At 61.0% G+C, this 19,734-nt stretch carries 18 protein-coding genes; 6 read left to right on the top strand and 12 right to left on the bottom strand.

What is annotated here, in order from left to right:
- Window positions 1-13: 13 nt before the first annotated feature.
- Both PSH66_RS06070 and PSH66_RS06065 read right to left on the bottom strand, forming a co-directional pair.
- Window positions 14-892: a polysaccharide deacetylase gene (locus tag PSH66_RS06070; protein ID WP_305428566.1), complete on the bottom strand. Its 879-nt coding sequence runs from the start codon at window positions 890-892 to the stop codon at window positions 14-16.
- An 11-nt stretch (window positions 893-903) separates the two neighbouring features.
- On the bottom strand, window positions 904-2,226 hold the full coding sequence (locus tag PSH66_RS06065; RefSeq protein WP_305428565.1) for an amidase: 1,323 nt from the start codon (window positions 2,224-2,226) through the stop codon (window positions 904-906).
- 334 nt (window positions 2,227-2,560) lie between these two features.
- On the opposite strand from PSH66_RS06065, the gene PSH66_RS06060 reads away from it, so the two are divergent.
- From PSH66_RS06060 to cmoB, 6 genes are all read left to right on the top strand, one after another.
- Window positions 2,561-3,550, top strand: a complete 990-nt coding sequence (locus tag PSH66_RS06060) for a GntR family transcriptional regulator (protein ID WP_305428564.1) — start codon at window positions 2,561-2,563, stop codon at window positions 3,548-3,550.
- 159 nt (window positions 3,551-3,709) lie between these two features.
- On the top strand, window positions 3,710-6,130 hold the full coding sequence (lon, locus tag PSH66_RS06055) for an endopeptidase La (protein WP_003172023.1): 2,421 nt from the start codon (window positions 3,710-3,712) through the stop codon (window positions 6,128-6,130).
- A 258-nt stretch (window positions 6,131-6,388) separates the two neighbouring features.
- Window positions 6,389-6,778 carry a protease inhibitor I42 family protein gene (locus tag PSH66_RS06050; RefSeq protein ID WP_003172022.1) on the top strand — a complete coding sequence of 130 codons (390 nt, stop codon included), beginning with the start codon at window positions 6,389-6,391 and terminating at the stop codon, window positions 6,776-6,778.
- Between the two features lies 1 nt (window position 6,779).
- A complete protein-coding gene (locus PSH66_RS06045) occupies window positions 6,780-7,436 on the top strand; it encodes a lysoplasmalogenase (RefSeq protein WP_305428563.1) in 657 nt (218 codons plus the stop codon).
- Window positions 7,437-7,472: 36 nt separating this feature from the next.
- Window positions 7,473-8,216: a carboxy-S-adenosyl-L-methionine synthase CmoA gene (gene cmoA / locus PSH66_RS06040; protein WP_305428562.1), complete on the top strand. Its 744-nt coding sequence runs from the start codon at window positions 7,473-7,475 to the stop codon at window positions 8,214-8,216.
- Window positions 8,213-9,169 carry a tRNA 5-methoxyuridine(34)/uridine 5-oxyacetic acid(34) synthase CmoB gene (cmoB, locus tag PSH66_RS06035; RefSeq protein WP_003172019.1) on the top strand — a complete coding sequence of 319 codons (957 nt, stop codon included), beginning with the start codon at window positions 8,213-8,215 and terminating at the stop codon, window positions 9,167-9,169. The genes cmoA and cmoB overlap by 4 nt, the downstream gene beginning before the upstream one ends.
- A 77-nt stretch (window positions 9,170-9,246) precedes the next feature.
- Here the strand turns inward: cmoB and tadA are convergent, their stop codons facing one another.
- The 10 genes from tadA to lptF all read right to left on the bottom strand — a co-directional run bounded on the left by tadA (window position 9,247) and on the right by lptF (window position 19,631).
- Complete coding sequence (tadA, locus tag PSH66_RS06030; RefSeq protein WP_003172018.1) at window positions 9,247-9,744, bottom strand: tRNA adenosine(34) deaminase TadA; 498 nt, start codon at window positions 9,742-9,744, stop codon at window positions 9,247-9,249.
- The gene (locus PSH66_RS06025; RefSeq protein WP_003172015.1) at window positions 9,744-11,126 is read right to left on the bottom strand and encodes a multicopper oxidase family protein; all 1,383 of its coding nucleotides are present in this window, start codon (window positions 11,124-11,126) and stop codon (window positions 9,744-9,746) included. The genes tadA and PSH66_RS06025 overlap by 1 nt, the downstream gene beginning before the upstream one ends.
- 141 nt (window positions 11,127-11,267) lie before the next feature.
- Window positions 11,268-12,011, bottom strand: a complete 744-nt coding sequence (pdxJ, locus tag PSH66_RS06020; protein ID WP_003172014.1) for a pyridoxine 5'-phosphate synthase — start codon at window positions 12,009-12,011, stop codon at window positions 11,268-11,270.
- Between the two features lie 51 nt (window positions 12,012-12,062).
- Window positions 12,063-12,752 (bottom strand): DNA repair protein RecO, encoded by a 690-nt coding sequence (recO, locus tag PSH66_RS06015; RefSeq protein ID WP_305428561.1) that lies wholly within the window; start codon window positions 12,750-12,752, stop codon window positions 12,063-12,065.
- 142 nt (window positions 12,753-12,894) lie between these two features.
- The gene (era, locus tag PSH66_RS06010) at window positions 12,895-13,797 is read right to left on the bottom strand and encodes a GTPase Era (protein WP_005785147.1); all 903 of its coding nucleotides are present in this window, start codon (window positions 13,795-13,797) and stop codon (window positions 12,895-12,897) included.
- Window positions 13,790-14,479 (bottom strand): ribonuclease III, encoded by a 690-nt coding sequence (gene rnc / locus PSH66_RS06005; protein WP_003172010.1) that lies wholly within the window; start codon window positions 14,477-14,479, stop codon window positions 13,790-13,792. Before rnc ends, era begins: the two co-directional genes overlap by 8 nt.
- Window positions 14,480-14,629: 150 nt before the next feature.
- Complete coding sequence (lepB, locus tag PSH66_RS06000) at window positions 14,630-15,484, bottom strand: signal peptidase I (RefSeq protein WP_003172009.1); 855 nt, start codon at window positions 15,482-15,484, stop codon at window positions 14,630-14,632.
- 5 nt (window positions 15,485-15,489) lie between these two features.
- The gene (lepA, locus tag PSH66_RS05995; protein WP_305428560.1) at window positions 15,490-17,289 is read right to left on the bottom strand and encodes a translation elongation factor 4; all 1,800 of its coding nucleotides are present in this window, start codon (window positions 17,287-17,289) and stop codon (window positions 15,490-15,492) included.
- Between the two features lie 151 nt (window positions 17,290-17,440).
- Entirely contained in the window at window positions 17,441-18,520 is a 1,080-nt protein-coding gene (lptG, locus tag PSH66_RS05990) for an LPS export ABC transporter permease LptG (protein ID WP_003172007.1), read from the bottom strand.
- The gene (lptF, locus tag PSH66_RS05985; protein WP_003172006.1) at window positions 18,513-19,631 is read right to left on the bottom strand and encodes an LPS export ABC transporter permease LptF; all 1,119 of its coding nucleotides are present in this window, start codon (window positions 19,629-19,631) and stop codon (window positions 18,513-18,515) included. Before lptF ends, lptG begins: the two co-directional genes overlap by 8 nt.
- Window positions 19,632-19,734 lie beyond the last annotated feature (103 nt).

The raw sequence follows: 19,734 nt of genomic DNA, 5'->3' as shown, positions 1-19,734 counted from the left end.
TGGGGGCAAAGGGTCAGGAACGGGGTTGGCGGCGGATAAAGTCGTCGGCGATTTCATCGAAGGTGACGAAGCGCACGCCGGCATGGCTCTGGATGTGTTCGATCAAGCGCTCAAGCATCAACAGCACTTGCGGGCGGCCGGACACGTCGGGGTGGATGGTCATGGTGAACACCGCGTGTTCGTGCTCGCGGTAGACCCAGTCGAACTGGTCGCGCCACATTTCTTCCAGGTGGCGCGGGTTGACGAAGCCGTGGCTGTTGGGGGCTTTCTTGATGAACATCATCGGTGGCAGGTCGTCGAGGTACCAGTTGGCCGGGATCTCCACCAGATCGGTTTCTTCGCCGCGCACCAGCGGTTTCATCCAGGTGTCGGGGTGCTGGCTGTAGTCGATCTTGGTCCAGCTGTCGCCCTTGCGCACGTAGTAGGGATGGAAGTCGTTGTGCATCAGGCTGTGGTCATACTTGATGCCTTTTTTCAGCAGCAGCTCGTTGGTGACCTTGCTGAACTCCCACCACGGCGCGACATAGCCGGTGGGGCGTTTGCCGGTGACCTGGGTGATCAGGTCGATGGACTTGTCGAGCACGATTTCTTCCTGCTCGGCAGTCATCGCGATGGGGTTTTCGTGGCTGTAGCCGTGCACGCCGATTTCGTGACCTGCGTCGGCCACGGCCTTCATCTGCGCGGGGAAGGTTTCCATCGAGTGACCGGGGATAAACCAGGTGGTACGCAGGCCGTAGCGTTCGAACAATTTGAGCAGGCGCGGCGCGCCGACTTCACCGGCGAACAGGCCACGGGAAATGTCGTCCGGCGAGTCTTCGCCGCCGTAGGAACCGAGCCAGCCGGCGACGGCGTCTACGTCGACGCCAAATGCACAGAGGATGTCTTTAGCCATGGTGTGTCTCCTTAAACGTTAAGTACGGATTCGACGGACAAGGCCGCGCGCAACAGGCGTGCGTCTTCTCCCGTCGGGGCGCTGAGCAGCAGCCCGGTGGGCAGGCCCTGGGCATCACGGCCGCTGGGCACGCTGACGCCGGGCATATCCAGCAAACTGCCGGGCATGGTCAGGCGCAGGGTGGCGAGGTTGGTGTGCACGAACAGCTCGTCGTCGGTTTCCAGCGGTGCCAGGGCTGGCGCGACATGGGCGACGGTGGGGGTCATGAGGACGGCGCCGTCGAGCTCGTCGATCAGTTGCTGTTGCAGACGACGGCGTGCATCGGTCAGGTGGATAAGTTGGCTGGCCGGCAGCGCGCGCGCGGCTTCGAGGCGACGGCGCACACGCGGGTCGAGTTGCTCGGCATCGCGGCTGTCCAACAAGGCTTCGTGCAGGGCGAAGGCTTCAAAGGCGCCAAGCCAGCCGTGGTGCTTGATCAGCGCCAGGGTGGCCTGGAAGGTCGTGCATTCGCGTTCTTCGATGAGCGCGCCCTGGGCCTTGAGTTGCTCCACGGCGCGCAGCAGGTTGTTGCGCACGGCCGGTTCAACGTCTTGTTGCGCCAGCACAAAGCGCTGGCCCTTGAGCGGGCGGGCGCGGTGGGTTTGAGTACGGCCATGCAGCAGATCATCGATGGTCAGCGCATCGCGCACACTGCGCGTCAGCGAGCCGAGGCTGTCGAGGGTGTGCGCCAGCGGGAAAACACCGTCGCGGCTGTAGCGTCGGCAACTGCTGCGATACCCCACCACGCCATTGAATGCCGCCGGAATCCGAATGGAGCCGGCGGTATCGGTGCCCATGGCAATCGGCACGATATCGGCCGCAACAGCCACCGCCGATCCGGACGAAGAGCCGCCTGGGATACGTGCCTGTTCCACGCCATGGGGGTTGCGCGGCGTACCGAAATGCGGGTTCAGGCCCAGGCCGGAATAGGCCAGTTCGCTGAGGTTGGTCTTGCCGACGCTGACCATCCCGGCGCGGCACAACAGGCCGACGCTGGGCGCATCGAGCAAGGCGGCGGGCGCATTGCAACGGTAAGCGGCGCCTGCGGTGGTGACGCTGCCGGCCACATCGAACAGGTCTTTCCAGGCCATCGGCACGCCATCGAACACACTCAACGGCTGGCCGGCACGCCACCGGGCGGTGGCGGCCTCAGCTTCACGGCGCGCGCGTTCGGCGGTCAGGCTGATAAACACCGCGGCGTAGCGTCCCGCTTGATCGAGCGTGTGTTCGAGGGCTTGCACCGGGTCGCTGCGACCGCTGGCAAAATCCTCGGCCATCGACGTGGCGTCTGACATCTGCATGCACCTCATAAACGTACATATTAATAAAATGTACATTTTACAAAGGCAGATTTCGTGCCAGTCTCTGTAGAAGGCCTTTGCCGGTTTTCAGGTTTATTGTTCAAGTCTGCGGGCTAGATGCTTTTTATTTAGACAAAAACGTTTCAGCGAAGCGTCATCAAGCGCGCCTACCGAATAATGTATCTTTTATAAATAAATACATTTTGGTGCAAAAAAGTAACATTCCCTGCTTCCAGGCCCCAAAAAAGTGCCACCGACGTGGCGCGGAGTGACAGGCGCATCTATGAGAGAATCCTCGGCCACCGTCCTATATGCCCCAGGGAACGCAATGAAAGCAGTGTCCGCCTCGGCCTCCCGTTACGCGATGATTCACCGACTCTTGCGCGACGCGATCGTCAACGGCACCGCCCGCCACGGCCTGGTGCTGCTGGAAGCGCCGCTGGCCGATCTGTTCGGTACCAGCCGTGTGCCGGTGCGCAGGGCGCTGGACCTGCTGCATGCCGAAGGCTTGATCTGTCGCTTCAATGGCCGTGGTTACCTGATCAACCCCGACGGCCTGGCCATTGAGCCGCTGCGCCTGCCCTTGAGCCATGCGCACCTGGGTCTGAACGGCGAGGCGGAGCTGGTGGACACACGGCCACTGGGCGAGCGCATCGTCGAGGAAATCGGCGCGGCGTTGTCCACCTGTATCGCCTTCGGCCACTACCGTCTGGATGAACAAGCCGCCGCCGACCACTACGGTGTCAGCCGCGCGGTGGTGCGCGAAGCCTTGATGCGCCTGCGTGATCGTGGTCTGGTGGAAAAGGAGCCCTACTCCCAATGGCTGGCCGGACCGTTGACCGCTCGGGAAGTCACCGAAGACTACGAACTGCGCGCCTGCCTGGAGCCCGAAGCCTTGCGCCAAAGCGCACCGGACCTGGACCGCGACCTGCTCCAAGCCATGCTGCAGCGCGTGCTCGACGCCCAGGCCAGCCCCCAGTGCAGCCTGGAAGCCATCGAACAGATTGAAAACGACCTGCACCAACGCTGCCTGGCCGGCCTGCAAAACCGCAAGATCGCCGCGCTGATCCGCCAGGGCCAGAGCCCGATGATCATCAGCCGGATTTTCTACCGTTTACTGGGGATCGGTGCTGATCCGGCGATGTTGGCCGAACATCGCCTGATATTGGAGCTGTTGCTGCATGGCGCGTTTGATGCGGCGGCGTTGAATTTGCGTGAGCATTTGCAACGGGCCAGTCAAAGGATGTTGCAGCGGTTGAAGGTGCTGTCGGTGTTGCCGGAACAGCCTTTGCCCGCCTACCTCCACAAAATCAGCTGACTAAACGCTAATCAAAATGTGGGAGGGGGCTTGTTCCCTCCCACATTGACCGCATCTGCCCGCGTAATTTCATGCAAATTATTGCTATCTCCCCTCCCCCATTGAAACCACCACTGCACCGCCCCATCTAAGCACCATACTTCCTGATGCAGGTGCCCCATGAGCGACCAGCAAGAATTCCCCGATTACGACCTCAACGACTACGCCGACCCCGAAAACGCTGAAACCCCTTCGTCCCACACCGGCCTGGCCCTGCCTGGGCAAAACCTGCCGGACAAGGTCTACATCATCCCGATCCACAACCGGCCGTTTTTCCCGGCCCAAGTGTTGCCGGTGATCGTCAATGAAGACCCCTGGGCCGAAACCCTGGAGCTGGTGAGCAAGTCCGAACATCACTCCCTGGCGCTGTTCTTCATGGACACGCCGCCGGAAGATCCGCGCCATTTCGACACCTCCAGCCTGCCGTTGTACGGCACTCTGGTGAAGGTGCACCACGCCAGCCGCGAGAACGGCAAGCTGCAATTCGTCGCCCAGGGCCTGACACGCGTGCGTATCAAGACCTGGCTCAAGCACCACCGCCCACCGTACCTGGTGGAAGTCGAATACCCGCACCAGCCCAGCGAGCCGACCGATGAGGTCAAGGCCTACGGCATGGCGCTGATCAATGCGATCAAGGAGCTGCTGCCGCTCAACCCGCTGTACAGCGAAGAGCTGAAGAACTACCTCAACCGCTTCAGCCCTAACGATCCGTCGCCGCTGACCGATTTCGCCGCCGCATTGACCTCGGCCACCGGCAACGAATTGCAGGAAGTGCTGGACTGCGTGCCCATGCTCAAGCGCATGGAAAAAGTGTTGCCGATGCTGCGCAAAGAGGTCGAAGTTGCGCGCCTGCAAAAAGAACTGTCCGCCGAGGTGAACCGCAAGATCGGTGAACACCAGCGCGAGTTCTTCCTCAAGGAACAGCTCAAGGTTATCCAGCAGGAGCTGGGCCTGACCAAAGACGACCGCAGTGCGGACGTGGAGCAGTTCGAACAGCGCCTGGAAGGCAAGACACTGCCGGCCCAGGCGAAAAAACGCATCGATGAAGAACTGAACAAACTGTCGATCCTGGAAACCGGCTCGCCGGAATACGCGGTGACGCGCAACTACCTGGACTGGGCCACCTCGGTGCCATGGGGCGTGTATGGCGAGGACAAACTTGATCTGAAACACGCACGCAAGGTGCTGGACAAGCACCATGCCGGCCTGGATGACATCAAGAGCCGCATTCTAGAATTCCTCGCGGTGGGCGCCTATAAAGGTGAAGTCGCCGGTTCCATCGTGCTGCTGGTGGGCCCGCCGGGCGTGGGCAAGACCAGCGTCGGTAAATCCATCGCCGAGTCCCTGGGCCGGCCGTTCTATCGCTTCAGCGTCGGCGGCATGCGCGACGAGGCCGAGATCAAGGGTCATCGTCGCACCTACATCGGCGCCCTGCCGGGCAAGCTGGTGCAAGCGCTTAAAGATGTGGAAGTGATGAACCCGGTGATCATGCTCGACGAGATCGACAAGATGGGCCAGAGCTTCCAGGGCGACCCGGCGTCGGCGTTGCTGGAAACCCTGGACCCGGAGCAGAACGTCGAATTTCTCGACCACTACCTGGACCTGCGCCTGGACCTGTCCAAAGTGCTGTTCGTGTGCACCGCCAACACCCTGGACTCTATTCCCGGCCCGTTGCTGGACCGCATGGAAGTGATTCGCCTGTCGGGCTATATCACCGAAGAAAAAGTCGCCATCGCCAAACGCCACCTGTGGCCAAAACAGCTGGAAAAAGCCGGCGTGGCGAAAAACAGCCTGACCATCAGCGACGGCGCCCTGCGTGCATTGATCGACGGTTACGCCCGCGAAGCCGGGGTGCGCCAGTTGGAAAAACAACTGGGCAAACTGGTGCGCAAGGCGGTGGTCAAGTTGCTGGACGCGCCGGACTCGGTGATCAAGATCGGCAACAAGGACCTGGAAAGCTCCCTCGGCATGCCGGTATTCCGCAACGAGCAAGTACTGTCCGGTACCGGTGTGATCACAGGTTTGGCCTGGACCAGCATGGGCGGCGCGACGTTGCCGATCGAAGCCACGCGTATCCATACGCTCAACCGCGGCTTCAAGCTCACCGGGCAGTTGGGCGAGGTGATGAAAGAGTCCGCAGAAATCGCCTACAGCTACATCAGCTCCAACCTGAAGTCGTTTGGCGGTGACCCGAAGTTCTTCGACGAAGCCTTCGTGCACCTGCACGTACCGGAAGGCGCCACACCCAAGGACGGCCCGAGCGCCGGGGTGACCATGGCCAGTGCGTTGTTGTCGCTGGCGCGCAACCAGCCGCCGAAAAAAGGCGTGGCCATGACCGGCGAACTGACGTTGACCGGGCATGTGCTGCCGATTGGCGGCGTGCGCGAGAAGGTGATTGCGGCGCGGCGCCAGAAGATTCACGAGCTGATTCTGCCGGAGCCCAATCGCGGCAGTTTTGAAGAGTTGCCGGACTATCTGAAGGAAGGCATGACGGTACACTTTGCCAAACGGTTCGCGGATGTGGCGAAGGTGCTGTTCTGACAAACTTCTAGCGTCTGTGAAGGCCTCTGTGGTGAGCGGGCTTGCCCCGCGCTGGGTGGCGAAGCCGCCCCTGAAAAACGCTGCGCGCTGCCAGACAAAACGTGGCGTTTGGTTTTGGGCCCGCTGCGCAGCCCAGCGCGGGGCAAGCCCGCTCACAACAACAAGCAAGCTCACACTCACTTCTGTCATTTCCCTCCTGTCACACCTTGCCCCATCTTCGGTTATGCTCGCCCTTCGTCGTGTATAAACGGAGCCCTCATGACCGCTGCCCGCCTGCTTCTCCCCTTGAGCCTTGCCCTGCTGGCCGCGTGCGCCAGCGCGCCGAAGCAAAACGTCACCGTGGACAACCAGAGCGCCTGCCCGCTCCAGCTTAAATCCGGGCAAAACCTGATCCTGACCCTGCCCAGCAACCCCACCACCGGCTACCGCTGGGCCATCCAGGACTCCGCCGGCGGCGTGCTGCGCGCGCTGAGCCCCGAGGTCTACAGCAGCACGGAGTCCGGCGTGATCGGTGGTGGTGGCCAGTCGACCTGGCGCTTCCAGGCGTTCGCCGCCGGCCAGGGCCGTTTGCGCCTGACCTCCCAGCAACCGTGGGAACCGGAAGCCGAACCGGCCGAAGTCTTCGACTGCGCCATTACGGTGAACTGAAATGCCGTGGCTGATTCTGGCGTTGATGGGCGCCGCCACTTTTGTCTACGGCCTGGCCACGCATGCGGCCTTGCTGTGCCTGCTGGTCAAGCCGCTGCCGGTGCTGGCGCTGCTTGGCTGGCTGCATGACGCGCCGCCCACCGACTATCGACGCTGGATCAGCCTGGGGCTGATTTTTTCTCTGGTCGGCGATGTGTTGCTCGCCTGGCCGGGCGACCTGTTTATCTTCGGCCTTGGTGCGTTTCTGTTTGCGCACCTGGCCTACCTCAAAGCCTATTTCAGCGATTGCCGACGCTTGGCCCTGTTGCCGTTGGTACTGGCACTGGGCGTGGGTGCGATCCTGTTGAGCATCCTGATTTTCCACGGACTCGGCAATTTGCTGATTCCCGTGGTGGTTTACGCGCTGGTGATCAGCGCCATGCTCTGGCGCGCGCTGGCACGCCTGGGCAGTGATGTGCCGAAACGCTCGGCGCTATTGGCGGCAGCCGGCGCGGTGTCGTTCGTGTTTTCCGACACGTTGATCGGTATTAATCGTTTTGTCGTGGCGTTCGAGGCAGCGCCGTATGCGTTGATCGCCACCTACTGGCTCGGGCAGTGGGGTATCACCGCTTCGGCTTTCCATCAGACAACCCGCGCATACGAGGGCCAACTTGGCTAAAATGCCGGCCTTTCCCCCATCGTCGCCGGAACAACCGTGAGCAAAGAACCCGATCGCCTATTCGCCCAGCCCCTGCCCCAGGTGCCGGACTTCGCCTTTAACGAGGACGTGGTGCGGGTGTTCCCGGACATGATCAAGCGCTCGGTGCCGGGTTACCCGACCATCGTCGAAAACCTTGGCGTGCTCTCCGCGCAGTTTGCCCAGCCCAATAGCGTGCTCTACGACCTCGGTTCATCCCTTGGCGCGGTGACCCAGGCGTTGCGCCGGCATGTGCGTACCGATGGCTGCCGGGTGATCGCGGTGGATAACTCGGCGGCGATGGTCGAGCGTTGCCGCCAATACCTGAATGGCCAGGACTCGATGTTCCAGGAGCTGCTGCCGGTGGAGGTGATCGAGGGCGATATTCTCGCACTGCAGTTCCAGCCGGCCTCGGTGGTGGCGCTGAATTTCACCCTGCAATTCATCGCCCCGGAAGAACGCCTGGCGTTGCTTGGGCGCATTCGCCAAGCGCTGTTGCCCGGCGGCGCGCTGATCCTCTCGGAAAAGCTGCGCTTCAACGATGCTGAAGAACATGCCCTGCTCACCGATCTGCATATCGCGTTCAAACGCGCCAACGGCTACAGCGAACTGGAAATCGCCCAGAAGCGCAGCGCCATCGAAAATGTCATGAAGCCCGACAGCCTCGAAGAACATCGCGAACGCCTGCTGGCGGCCGGGTTCTCGAAAGTCGTGCCGTGGTTCCAGTGTCTTAACTTTGCCTCGTTGATTGCCTTGCCATGATTGATTTGTCCCCCCTCGCCCGCCATTTGGTCGGCACTCCCCTGGCCGTTTGGGCCCAGGGCCTGCAAGCGCAGCTCGACAGCAAGATGGAGAAGGGTCACGGCGACCTGGAGCGCTGGCAAAGCGCGCTGGATGCGCTGCCGAAGATTCAGCCCAGCAACGTCGACTTGCTCAATGGCCTGACCCTCGATACCGAGTGCGATGACGCCACCCGCGCACAAATGCACACCGCCCTGATGGGGCTCAGCCCCTGGCGCAAGGGGCCGTTCCACCTGTTCGGCGTGCATGTGGACACCGAATGGCGCTCGGACTGGAAGTGGTCCCGCGTAGCGCCGCACTTGAACCTTACGGGCAAGCGCATCCTCGATGTGGGCTGCGGCAACGGTTACTACATGTGGCGAATGCTCGGCGCCGGCGCCGACAGCGTGATCGGCGTCGACCCCAACTGGCTGTTCTTCTGCCAGTTCCAGGCGGTGCAGCGTTATCTGTCTGAGCCCAAGGCGTGGCACTTGCCATTCCCGTTCGAAGATTTGCCGGCAAACCTGGAAGGCTTCGACACGGTATTTTCCATGGGCGTGTTTTATCACCGCCGCTCGCCGATCGAGCATTTGCTTGCGCTGAAAGACACTCTGGTCAAGGGCGGCGAGCTGGTGCTGGAAACCTTGGTGGTCGAAGGCGACCAGCAACAGGTGCTGGTGCCGGAGGACCGCTACGCCCAGATGCGTAATGTGTGGTTCCTGCCATCGGTGCCGGCGCTGATGCTCTGGCTGCGGCGTGCCGGGTTCAGTGATGTGCGCTGCGTGGATGTGAGCGTGACCACGGTAGAGGAGCAGCGAGGGACGGCGTGGATGAAGTATCAGTCGCTCAGCGATTTTCTCGATCCGGAAGATCACAGCAAGACGATTGAAGGGCTGCCGGCGCCGATGCGGGCCGTCATCATCGCCAGGAAATAATCCCGATCTCCCTGAAACAACAGAGATCTAAATCTGGGAGGGGCCCGCCCCCTCCCACATTTGATCTCCAGTATTTTTTAGAGCGGGGGCTTAGCCCGGCGGGCCTTGAAGAATTCGCTCAACACCGTCCCACATTCCTCAGCCAACACCCCGCCTTCAAACAACACCCGATGGTTCAGAAACCCCTGGGTAAAAAACTGCCCCTGGCTTTGCACAATCCCCGCCTTAGGCTCCAGCGCGCCATACACCACCCGCGCAATCCGCGAATGCACGATCAGGCCGGCGCACATGCTGCACGGTTCCAGCGTCACATACAGCGTGCTGCCCACCAGACGATAATTGCTGATCGCTCGCGCGGCGGCGCGGATGGCGACCATTTCGGCATGGGCGCTGGGGTCGTTGCCGCTGATGGGGCAGTTGAAGCCGCGACCGATGATTTCACCGTCCTGCACCAGCACAGCGCCCACCGGTACTTCACCCAGTACGGCGCCTTGGGCGGCGAGGGCCAGGGCTTCGCGCATGAAATGCTGATCGCGGCTGCGGTCGATGATCGCGGTGGGACGAATCTGGCGCATCACGCCACCTCGATGGCGGCCATCAGGCCGGTTTCCATATGGTCGATCACGTGACAGTGGAACATCCATACCCCTGGGTTATCCGCCACCAACGCTACACGGGCGCGCTCGTTCTTGCCCAGCAAGTAGGTGTCGGTGAAGTACGGGATCACCTTGTGGCGGTTCGAGGCGATGACCTTGAAGCTCATGCCGTGCAAGTGGACCGGGTGCTGGTACTGGGTCATGTTCTTGAGTTCGAAAATGTAGCTCTTGCCCAGCTCAAGCTTGGCAATTGGACGGTCGGCGCAGGTCTTGTCGGTGATGTCCCAGGCCTGGCCGTTGATCTGCCACAGGCTGGGCGGCTTGCCGTTGTCGACGTTGACCGACACCGAGCCGACCCATTCGAAATTGAAGTTGAGTTTCTCGGCGTTGGCCAGGTCCGGCTCGGCCACCGGGTTGGCCGGCAGTGCCGGCGGCCACGCGGTCGGCGCATCGTTGTTGACCACTGAGCGGAAGGTGCCGAGGCGTACCGGGCCGTTGCGGATCGACAGCTCTTCACCCGCCGGCGGCGCCTTGATCGCCAGGCAAATGCGCATGCCCGGGCCCAACCAGTATTCCTTGCCCAGCGGGCGCGGCTCGATAGGGTTGCCGTCCAGCGCGTAGATCTGCGCTTCGACGCCGGGGATGTTGATGCGGTAGGTCAGGGTGTTATCGAGGTTGAGCAGGCGCACGCGGGTGATCTGCCCGGCAGGCAGGTCGATGACCGCCTGGGGCACGCCGTTAATGGTCGAGAGGCGCCCGGCGGTACCGCCACGCGCTGCTTCACGCGGGATGCTGAACTCGACAAAGGCGCCCTCTTCGTCGATGTGCCAGTTCTTCAGGCTCAAGGTGCGTTCGTATTTGAAACCGGTGGGCTCGCGCTCTTCCACGATCAAAGGGCCGACCAGGCCACGGCCGAGTTCTTCGCTGCTGCTCACATGGGGGTGGTACCAGTAGCTGCCGGCGTCGGGCACGCGGAATTTGTAGTCGAAGTACTCACCGGGCAGTACCGGCAATTGCGAGACGTAGGGCACACCGTCCATTTCCAGTGGCAGGCGGATGCCGTGCCAGTGAATGGTGGTGGCGACCGGCAGGTGGTTGATGAAGCGTACCCGCAGCCATTCGCCCTGGCGCACACGCAATTCGGTGCCCGGTGCCGAGGGGCCGAACGCCCAGGCTTGGGTGGTGTGGCCCGGCACCAGCTCCACGTCCAGCGGTGCGGCGATCAGCTCGTAGTCATGGCCCGCCTCCGCCTCGGCGACTTTCCCCAGCCAGTAGCGATAGGCGCCACCGGCACCGACGCCCACTACGGCCAGGCCTGCAAGGCCACCCAGGATTTGTCGACGGGAAAAGGATCGGGACACAACAACCTCACGTATCGGCGGCAGGCCAGTGGCCTGCAAAGGGCGGATACGATACACCTGCGTCGGCTAAACAGTAAGGCTTCGCATTGCCGCATGGGTGAATTCCGGAATGCCCCTCCCACACTCGATCCTCATTGTGTTTTAGGCCTTGGCGGCAGCCAGGATCAGGGCCTTCATCTCGGCCACCGCGCCTTTGAACCCGACGAACAGCGCATGCGCCACCAGCGCATGGCCGATGTTCAGCTCGTTGATGCCCTTGATAGCGGCCACGGCTTCAACGTTGTGGTAATGCAAGCCGTGGCCGGCGTTGACGATCAGGCCTTCGCCTAGCCCACAGTTCACGCCGTCGATGATGCGTTGCAGTTCATCGGCCACTTCAGTGGGGGTGGTGGCATCGGCATAACGGCCGGTATGCAATTCGATGGCCGGCGCGCCGACGCGGCGCGAGGCTTCGATCTGGCGTTCGTCGGCGTCGATGAACAGCGACACTTCGCTGCCGATCCTCGACAGGCGCTCCACGGCGGCCTTGATCCGCGCCTCCTGGCCGGCCACATCCAGCCCACCTTCGGTGGTAAGTTCCTGGCGGGTTTCCGGCACCAGGCAAATGTGCGCCGGGCGGATGCGTTCGGCGAACGCCATCATTTCTTCGGTGACGCCCATTTCGAAATTCATGCGGGTTTGCAGCACATCCTTGAGCAGCAGCACATCGCGCTCCTGGATGTGGCGGCGGTCTTCACGCAGGTGCACGGTGATACCGTCGGCGCCCGCTTCTTCGGCATCCAACGCCGCCTTGACCGGGTCCGGATAACGAGTGCCCCGGGCCTGACGCAGGGTAGCGACGTGGTCGATGTTGACGCCAAGAAGAATGCGATTGCTGGTGGTCACGGAAGCGCTCCTGAAAAGGGAAAGAAACGGTGCACAGCATACACGGGGATGTCAGGGCTTTCGAAACAACTCGCGACTGACCAGCGGCCGTCCGCCCAGGTGCACGGCCAAGGCCTGGCGCATCAGGCGCTTGGCGGCCGACAACGCGCCGGGAGCCGACCAGTCCGCTTCGCTCATGGCGAGCAATTCGGTGCCTTGGAACAGGCCCGGTTGCAGCAGGTGCACACGCTCCAGTCCCGCGTCGACTTGCAGGCGGTACATGCCATCGGCGGCGATGGGCTCACCGTGCAGGTCGTTGGCGAGTTCGAAGCCATAGCCCAGGTCGTCGAGCAGGCGCCATTCGAAAGCCCGCAGCAGCGGCTCCAGCGGGCGGCCTTCGGCCAGGGCCAGCAAGGTGGCGGCGTAGTGATCGAAGACCGCCGGGTGCGGGTCTTCGGCGGGCAGCAGACGAATCAGCAGTTCGTTGAGGTAGAGGCCGCTGAACAACGCATCGCCGTTGAGCCAGGCCGACGTGCCGACGCTTTCCAGGCGGCCGACGTTTTTCAGCTCACCCTTGCCGCGAAACTCCACATCCAATGCAACGAACGGCCGCGCCAACGTACCCGCCTTGCCCCGCGCACTGCGCAAGACTGCACGCAGGCGGCCTTGGGGCGTGAGGAAATCCACCAGCGCGCTGGTCTCGCGGTAGGCGCGACTGTGCAGGACATAGGCGGGTTGGCTGGGGGGTTGGGATTGGGACATGGGTTCTCTATCTTGAAAACAATACAAACCTAATGTGGGAGGGGGCTTGCCCCCGATGGCGGTGGTTCAGTCACTTATCTATTAACTGACCCACCGCTATCGGGGGCAAGCCCCCTCCCACATTTTATGCCCTGCGGTGTCCTTACAGGTCGCCGTAGCCAAGGGAGCGTAACGCACGCTCATCATCGGACCAGCCACCCTTCACCTTCACCCACAGGTTGAGCATGATCTTGGAGTCGAACAGCAGCTCCATGTCCTTGCGCGCTTCGGTGCCGATGCGCTTGATGCGCTCGCCCTTGTCGCCAATGATGATTTTTTTCTGGCCATCACGTTCAACGAGGATCAGCGCATGGATATGCAGGGTCTTGCCCTGCTGCTTGAACTCTTCGATTTCGACGGTGATCTGGTACGGCAGCTCGGCACCCATCTGACGCATGATTTTCTCGCGTACCAGTTCGGCGGCGAGGAAACGGCTGCTGCGGTCGGTGATCTGGTCTTCCGGGAAGAAGTGCTCGTTCTCCGGCAGGTAACCGGCGATCACGCGCTCCAGGGCTTCGAGGTTATGGCCGTGCTGGGCCGAGATCGGCATGATCTGCGCGTTGGGCAGTTGTTCCTGCAACCAGGTCAGGTGCGGCATCAGTTCGGCTTTGTCTTCGATGCGGTCGGTCTTGTTCAACGCGACGATCAACGGACCGGTCACATACTGCACACGCTCCAGGACCATCTGGTCTTCGTCGGTCCACTTGGTGCGGTCGACCACGAAGATCACCACGTCGACGTCTTTCAACGCCGCCGAAGCGGTCTTGTTCATGTAGCGGTTCAGAGCTTTCTCGCCGCCTTTGTGCATGCCTGGGGTATCGACGTAGACCGCTTGCACGTTGCCTTCGGTCTTGATGCCCAGCATGTTGTGGCGAGTGGTCTGCGGCTTGCGCGAGGTGATCGCGAGCTTCTGGCCGAGGATGTGGTTGAGCAGCGTCGACTTGCCCACGTTGGGGCGGCCAACGATGGCAACATAGCCACAGCGTGTTGCGGTTGAATCAGTCATGGCCATTCTCCACGCCCAGGGCAATCAGTGCTGCTGCGGCCGCTACCTGTTCGGCAATACGACGGCTCACACCCTGACCTCGGCTTTTTTCATTCAGTAAGGTGATTTCACATTCCACGAAGAACACGCGGCAATGGGGTTCACCCTGGATATCCACCACTTCGTAGCGTGGCAGTTCGCACCCGCGTGATTGCAGGAATTCCTGCAGGCGGGTCTTGGGGTCCTTGTTGGTGTCGACCAGGGTGAGGCTCTCGATCTCGGAGGTCAGCCACGCGGTGACGCGCGCCTTGGCTGCTTCCATGCCGGCATCCAGGTAGATCGCGCCGATCAGCGCCTCGAGGGCATCGGCCAGGATCGATTCGCGGCGGAAACCACCGCTTTTCAATTCACCGGACCCCAGGCGCAGGTACTCCCCAAGGCCAAAACCACGGGCCAGCACGGCCAGGGTCTCGCCTTTTACCAGGCGCGCGCGCAGGCGCGATAACTGGCCTTCACGGGCCTGCGGGAAACGCTCGAACAGCGCCTCACCGGCGACAAAATTAAGGATGGCATCACCGAGGAATTCCAGGCGCTCGTTATTGCGCCCTGCAAAACTGCGGTGTGTGAGGGCAAGGACCATCAATTCCTGGTCCTTGAAGGTGTAGCCGAGCTGGCGCTCGAGACGACTGAGAGAAACGGTCACGGTTTATCCATAGTGAGTTGGTGGCACCGGCGGCCATCGACGATTGACGCAGTGTTCAAATTCAAATCCTGATGGGTGTTGCATGAGGCAGGACCGATTTGTCCCCACCCCAGAAAAGCATTCGGCGCTGTGTTCACAGCGCCGTCTGTATTACTTGATCAACCCGACCCGCGAGAAGTTCGGCAGGTGGCTGAGTTTGGGTTCCGGCCAGCTCATCCAGACCGCGAAAGCCTTGCCGACAATATTCTCGTCGGGGACCATGCCCTGCAGCTCCTTGGGAATGGTTGAATCGTCCCAGTAGCGGCTGTCGTTGGAGTTGTCGCGGTTATCGCCCATCATGAAGTAATGACCGGCCGGGACTTTCCACTGGCCGCCCTGCATCGAGCGGCTCATGGCCTTGTGCACCAAGTGCTCGGAAGCGGCGCCCAGTTGTTCCTTGTACACCGCCACATCACCCAGTTGCGGGTCGTATGTGGTGCCGATCATCTGGTCGGTGATCAGTTGATCGTTGACGTACAGATGCTTGTCGTGGGTGTAGCGAACGGTATCGCCGGGCAAGCCGATCACGCGCTTGATGTAGTTGACGCTCGGGTCTGCCGGGTAGCGGAACACCATCACATCGCCGCGCTGCGGGTCGCCGACTTCAATGACTTTCTTGTCGATCACCGGCAGGCGAATCCCGTAGGAAAACTTGTTCACCAGGATGAAGTCGCCCACGTCCAGGGTGGGTTTCATCGACCCCGAAGGGATCTGAAACGGCTCCACCAGGAACGAGCGCAACACCAGCACGATGAACAGCACCGGAAAGAACGACTTGCCGTATTCAACCAGCAAGGGCTCTTTGTTCAGCTTTTCGACCACCACCGCATCGGGCTGGCTGACGCTGCCCTGATAGGCCGCGATAGCCGAACGCCGACGCGGGGCGAAGAACACCAGATCGAGCAACGCCAGGAGGCCGCAAACGGCAACGGCGATGACCAGCAACAGCGGGAAATTTAGTGACATAGGACCTAACTATCCAACCTGAGCACCGCAAGGAAGGCTTCTTGTGGAATTTCCACGTTGCCCACTTGCTTCATGCGTTTTTTACCGGCCTTTTGCTTCTCAAGCAGCTTGCGCTTACGGCTTACGTCACCGCCGTAGCATTTGGCCAGTACGTTCTTTCTGAGAGCCTTGACGGAGGTCCGTGCAATGATCTGCCCGCCAATGGCGGCCTGGATCGCAACGTCGAACATCTGGCGCGGAATCAGTTCTTTCATCTTTTCGGTCAACTGGCGCCCTTTGTAGTGCGCGTTGTCCTTGTGCACGATCAGTGCCAGTGCATCGACCTTGTCGCCGTTGATCAACACATCCAGCTTCACCAGATTAGCCGACTGATAACGATCGAAATGGTAATCCAGCGAAGCATAGCCGCGACTGGTGGATTTGAGACGGTCGAAGAAGTCCAGGACCACTTCGTTCATCGGCAAATCGTAGGTCACTTGCACCTGGGTACCGAGGAACAGCATGTCGTGCTGTACGCCACGCTTTTCGATACACAGGGTAATGACGTTGCCCAGGTGTTCCTGCGGCACAAGAATATTGGCCCGCACGATCGGCTCGCGCATGTCTTCAATAGAGGACAGGTCTGGAAGCTTGGACGGGTTGTCGACGTAAATCGTTTCACCGTTTTTCAACAACAGCTCGAAAATAACGGTTGGCGCGGTGGTGATCAGGTCCAGGTCGTATTCGCGCTCGAGGCGCTCCTGGATGATCTCCATGTGCAGCATGCCGAGGAAGCCGCAGCGGAAGCCGAAGCCCAGGGCGTCGGAGCTTTCCGGGGTGTACTGCAACGACGAATCGTTGAGGGTGAGCTTTTGCAGGGCTTCGCGGAAGTCTTCGAAGTCGTCGGAGCTGACCGGGAACAGGCCGGCGTAGACCTGCGGCTGGATACGCTTGAAGCCCGGCAGCACATCGACGTCAGGGGTGGTGCTCAGGGTCAGGGTGTCACCGACCGGGGCACCGTGAATGTCCTTGATGCCGGCGATGATGAAACCTACTTCGCCGGCTTTCAGATCAACGGTGACGGTGTGTTTCGGGTTGAATACACCGACGCTGTCCACCAGGTGGATCTTGCCGGTGGATTTGACCAGGATCTTGTCGCCCTTCTTCACACGGCCATGGCGCACGCGGACCAGGGAAACAACGCCCAGGTAGTTGTCGAACCAGGAGTCGATGATCAACGCTTGCAGCGGATCTTCGATATTGCCGGTGGGCGCGGGGATGGTCTTGACCAGGCGTTCGAGCACTTCGTCGACGCCCAGGCCGGTCTTGGCGCTGCACTCGACGGCGTCGGTGGCGTCAATGCCGATGATTTTTTCGATTTCTTCTTTGACGCGGTCCGGATCGGCCTGTGGCAGGTCGATCTTGTTCAGCACCGGCATGACTTCCAGGCCCTGCTCGATCGCGGTGTAGCAGTTGGCCACGGACTGGGCTTCCACGCCCTGACCCGCGTCCACGACCAGCAGCGCGCCTTCGCAGGCCGCCAGGGAGCGGCTGACTTCATAGGTGAAGTCGACGTGGCCGGGGGTATCAATGAAATTCAGCTGATACTTGATACCGTCTCTGGCGGTGTAATACAGGGTAACGCTGTGGGCCTTGATGGTGATCCCGCGCTCGCGTTCGAGGTCCATGGAGTCCAGTACCTGGGCTTCCATTTCACGCTCGGCAAGGCCGCCGCACATCTGGATGAATCGATCGGCCAGCGTCGACTTACCATGGTCAATGTGGGCGATGATGGAGAAATTGCGGATATGACTCAAATCACTCACGGATCAACACTCAAAAAGGCTGCAGGCAGATTGCCCGCTGAAAAATAGCCGGGAATTGTACCTGATGCTCGGGCCAGACGTCATCTTTGCTGACCAGAACAAAAATGCCCCACTCATTCGAGCGGGGCATTTTTTGTGCATAAGCGGGGTATCAACCGGCCCGGCGCAACAGCCAGAAGCCGGCCAGGGCGCAGATGGTGGTGGGCACCAACACCGCAAACAGCGGCGAGAAACCGAACACCAGGCTCAAGGGGCCGAGCAAGTTCTGGGCGATCTGGAAGATAAAGCCCACTAATACGCCGGTAAACACGCGCTGACCGAGAGTCACCGAACGTAGCGGGCCGAAGACGAACGAGATCGCCATCAGCACCAGCGCAGCGGTCACTACCGGCTGCAGCACCTTGACCCAAAATGCCAGCCAGTAGCGGCCGTTGTTCAGGCCCTGGTCCTTGAGGTAATGGATATAGCTCCACAAGCCGGAGATCGGCAGGCTTTCGGGAATCATCACCACCGTATTGAGCAATTCCGGCTTAAGCGAGATACCCCACTCTTCGCTCGGCACGTTGATCACTTCGGTGCTGGCCTGGGTACCTTGGCCGACATTGCGGAAATAAGTCGTGGTGATGTCCGTCAGTTGCCATTTTTCATTACTGTACTGCGCACTTTTGGCGAAACTGGACGACAGCATATGACGCTCTTTGTCGAACCTGTAGCGCGTGACACCAATCAACAGTCCGCCGGGCTGAACAGCGTTGATGTGGATGAACTCATCCCCCTGGCGGTGCCACAAGCCGTGCTTGGCGCTTTGCGCATCGCCCGAACCCTGGGCCAGGGCGCGATTGGCCTGGGCTGTGGCTTCGGCCGGCGGCGCCACGTATTCGCCGATCAGCACGCTGCAGACCATCAGTAACAGCATGGGCTTCATGACCGCCCAGACGATACGGCCGATGGACACACCGGCGGCACGCATGATGGTCAGTTCGCTGTTGCTGGCCAAGCTGCCCAGGCCGATCAGGCAGCCGATCAGTGCGGCCATCGGCATCATCTCGTAGAGACGTCGCGGGGCGGTGAGGAGCACGTAGTTCAGCACGTTCCATACGGTGTAGGTGTCATTGATGCTTTTCATTTCATCAACCATAGCGAACAGCGATGCCAGGCCGATAATGATGCCAAGTACGGCCAGGATGGCGATCAGTACACTGCTGCCGATGTAGCGGTCGAGCTTAACCACGAGCCATCTCCTTCATACTGCGACGACTCTGCATCTTCAAGCGCAACGGCTCCCAATAAAGTAGAGCCAAGCCAACTGTCAGGAATATCGCGTGAACCCACCATAAGCCGAGCACGAGCGGGGTCTTGCCGTTCTCCAGCCAGCCACGGGCATAAGTCAGTAATGTCAGGTAGGTCATATACAGCAGGATGGCCGGCAACAGCTTGAGGAAACGGCCCTGACGCGGGTTGACCCGGGACAGCGGCACGGCCATCAAGGTCACGATGAACACCAGCAGCGGCAGGGAAATGCGCCATTGCAGCTCGGCGATGGAGCGCAGCTCCTGACTGCCGAACAGCGACGCCGTCGGCAGCGCGTCGCGGTCGGTCACCTCTTCACTGATATCCGGCCGTGCGAGCATTACGCCATAGGTGTCGTACTTGATCGCCCGATAGTCCGCCAGACCAGGGCTGCCGTCATAGCGATAGCCGTTTTCCAGGACCAGGTAACGGCTGCCATCGGGGCGCACTTCCTGGCGCCCGCTGTCGGCCACCAGAATCGAAATACCACGGTCTTTCTGGTTCTCGCCCTGATTTTTCTGAGAAATAAACACACCGCCGAGGTTGGCGCGGTCATCGGTCATGGTTTCGGTGTAGGTCACCCGCGTACCGTCGTTGAGCGCTTGGAAGCGTCCCGGCTCGAGCGTGTCGAACTCGGTCATCGCATCCTGCTTGTTCAGCAACAATTGGAACTGCATGGCACCCTGGGGCGCCAGGCTCAGGCTCAACCAGGCCATCACCAGGGCAACGCCGGCAGCCGGGATCATAGTCATGCCCAGCAGGCGCTGCTGGCTCATGCCGGTGGCCGAGAGCACGGTCATTTCACTTTCAAGGTACAGCCGGCCGTAGGCCAGCAGGATGCCGAGAAACAGGCCCAGCGGCAGGATCAGCTGCAAAAAGCCCGGCAGGCGAAACCCCATGATCAGGAACAGCGAGCCCGGATCCAGGGCGCCGGAAGCGGCCTGGGCCAGGTATTTGACGAAACGACCACTCATGATGATGACCAGCAATACCGCACTCACGGCACTCAGGGTCAACAGGACTTCGCGGGACAGATAACGGAAGACAATCAAACCAGACACTCCAGGGTTGTCAGGCTAAGGCGGCCAAACAAGCAAGCATACCGAGTCAGCCCCTTTACACAGGGCCGGCTAAAAAGATGGCGCATTATCCTGT

This window comes from Pseudomonas sp. FP597, assembly GCF_030687435.1.
GTDB lineage: Bacteria > Pseudomonadota > Gammaproteobacteria > Pseudomonadales > Pseudomonadaceae > Aquipseudomonas > Aquipseudomonas lactucae.
The sequence above is the reverse complement of the archived record's forward strand: the minus strand, read 5'-3'. Positions and strand labels throughout refer to the sequence as shown.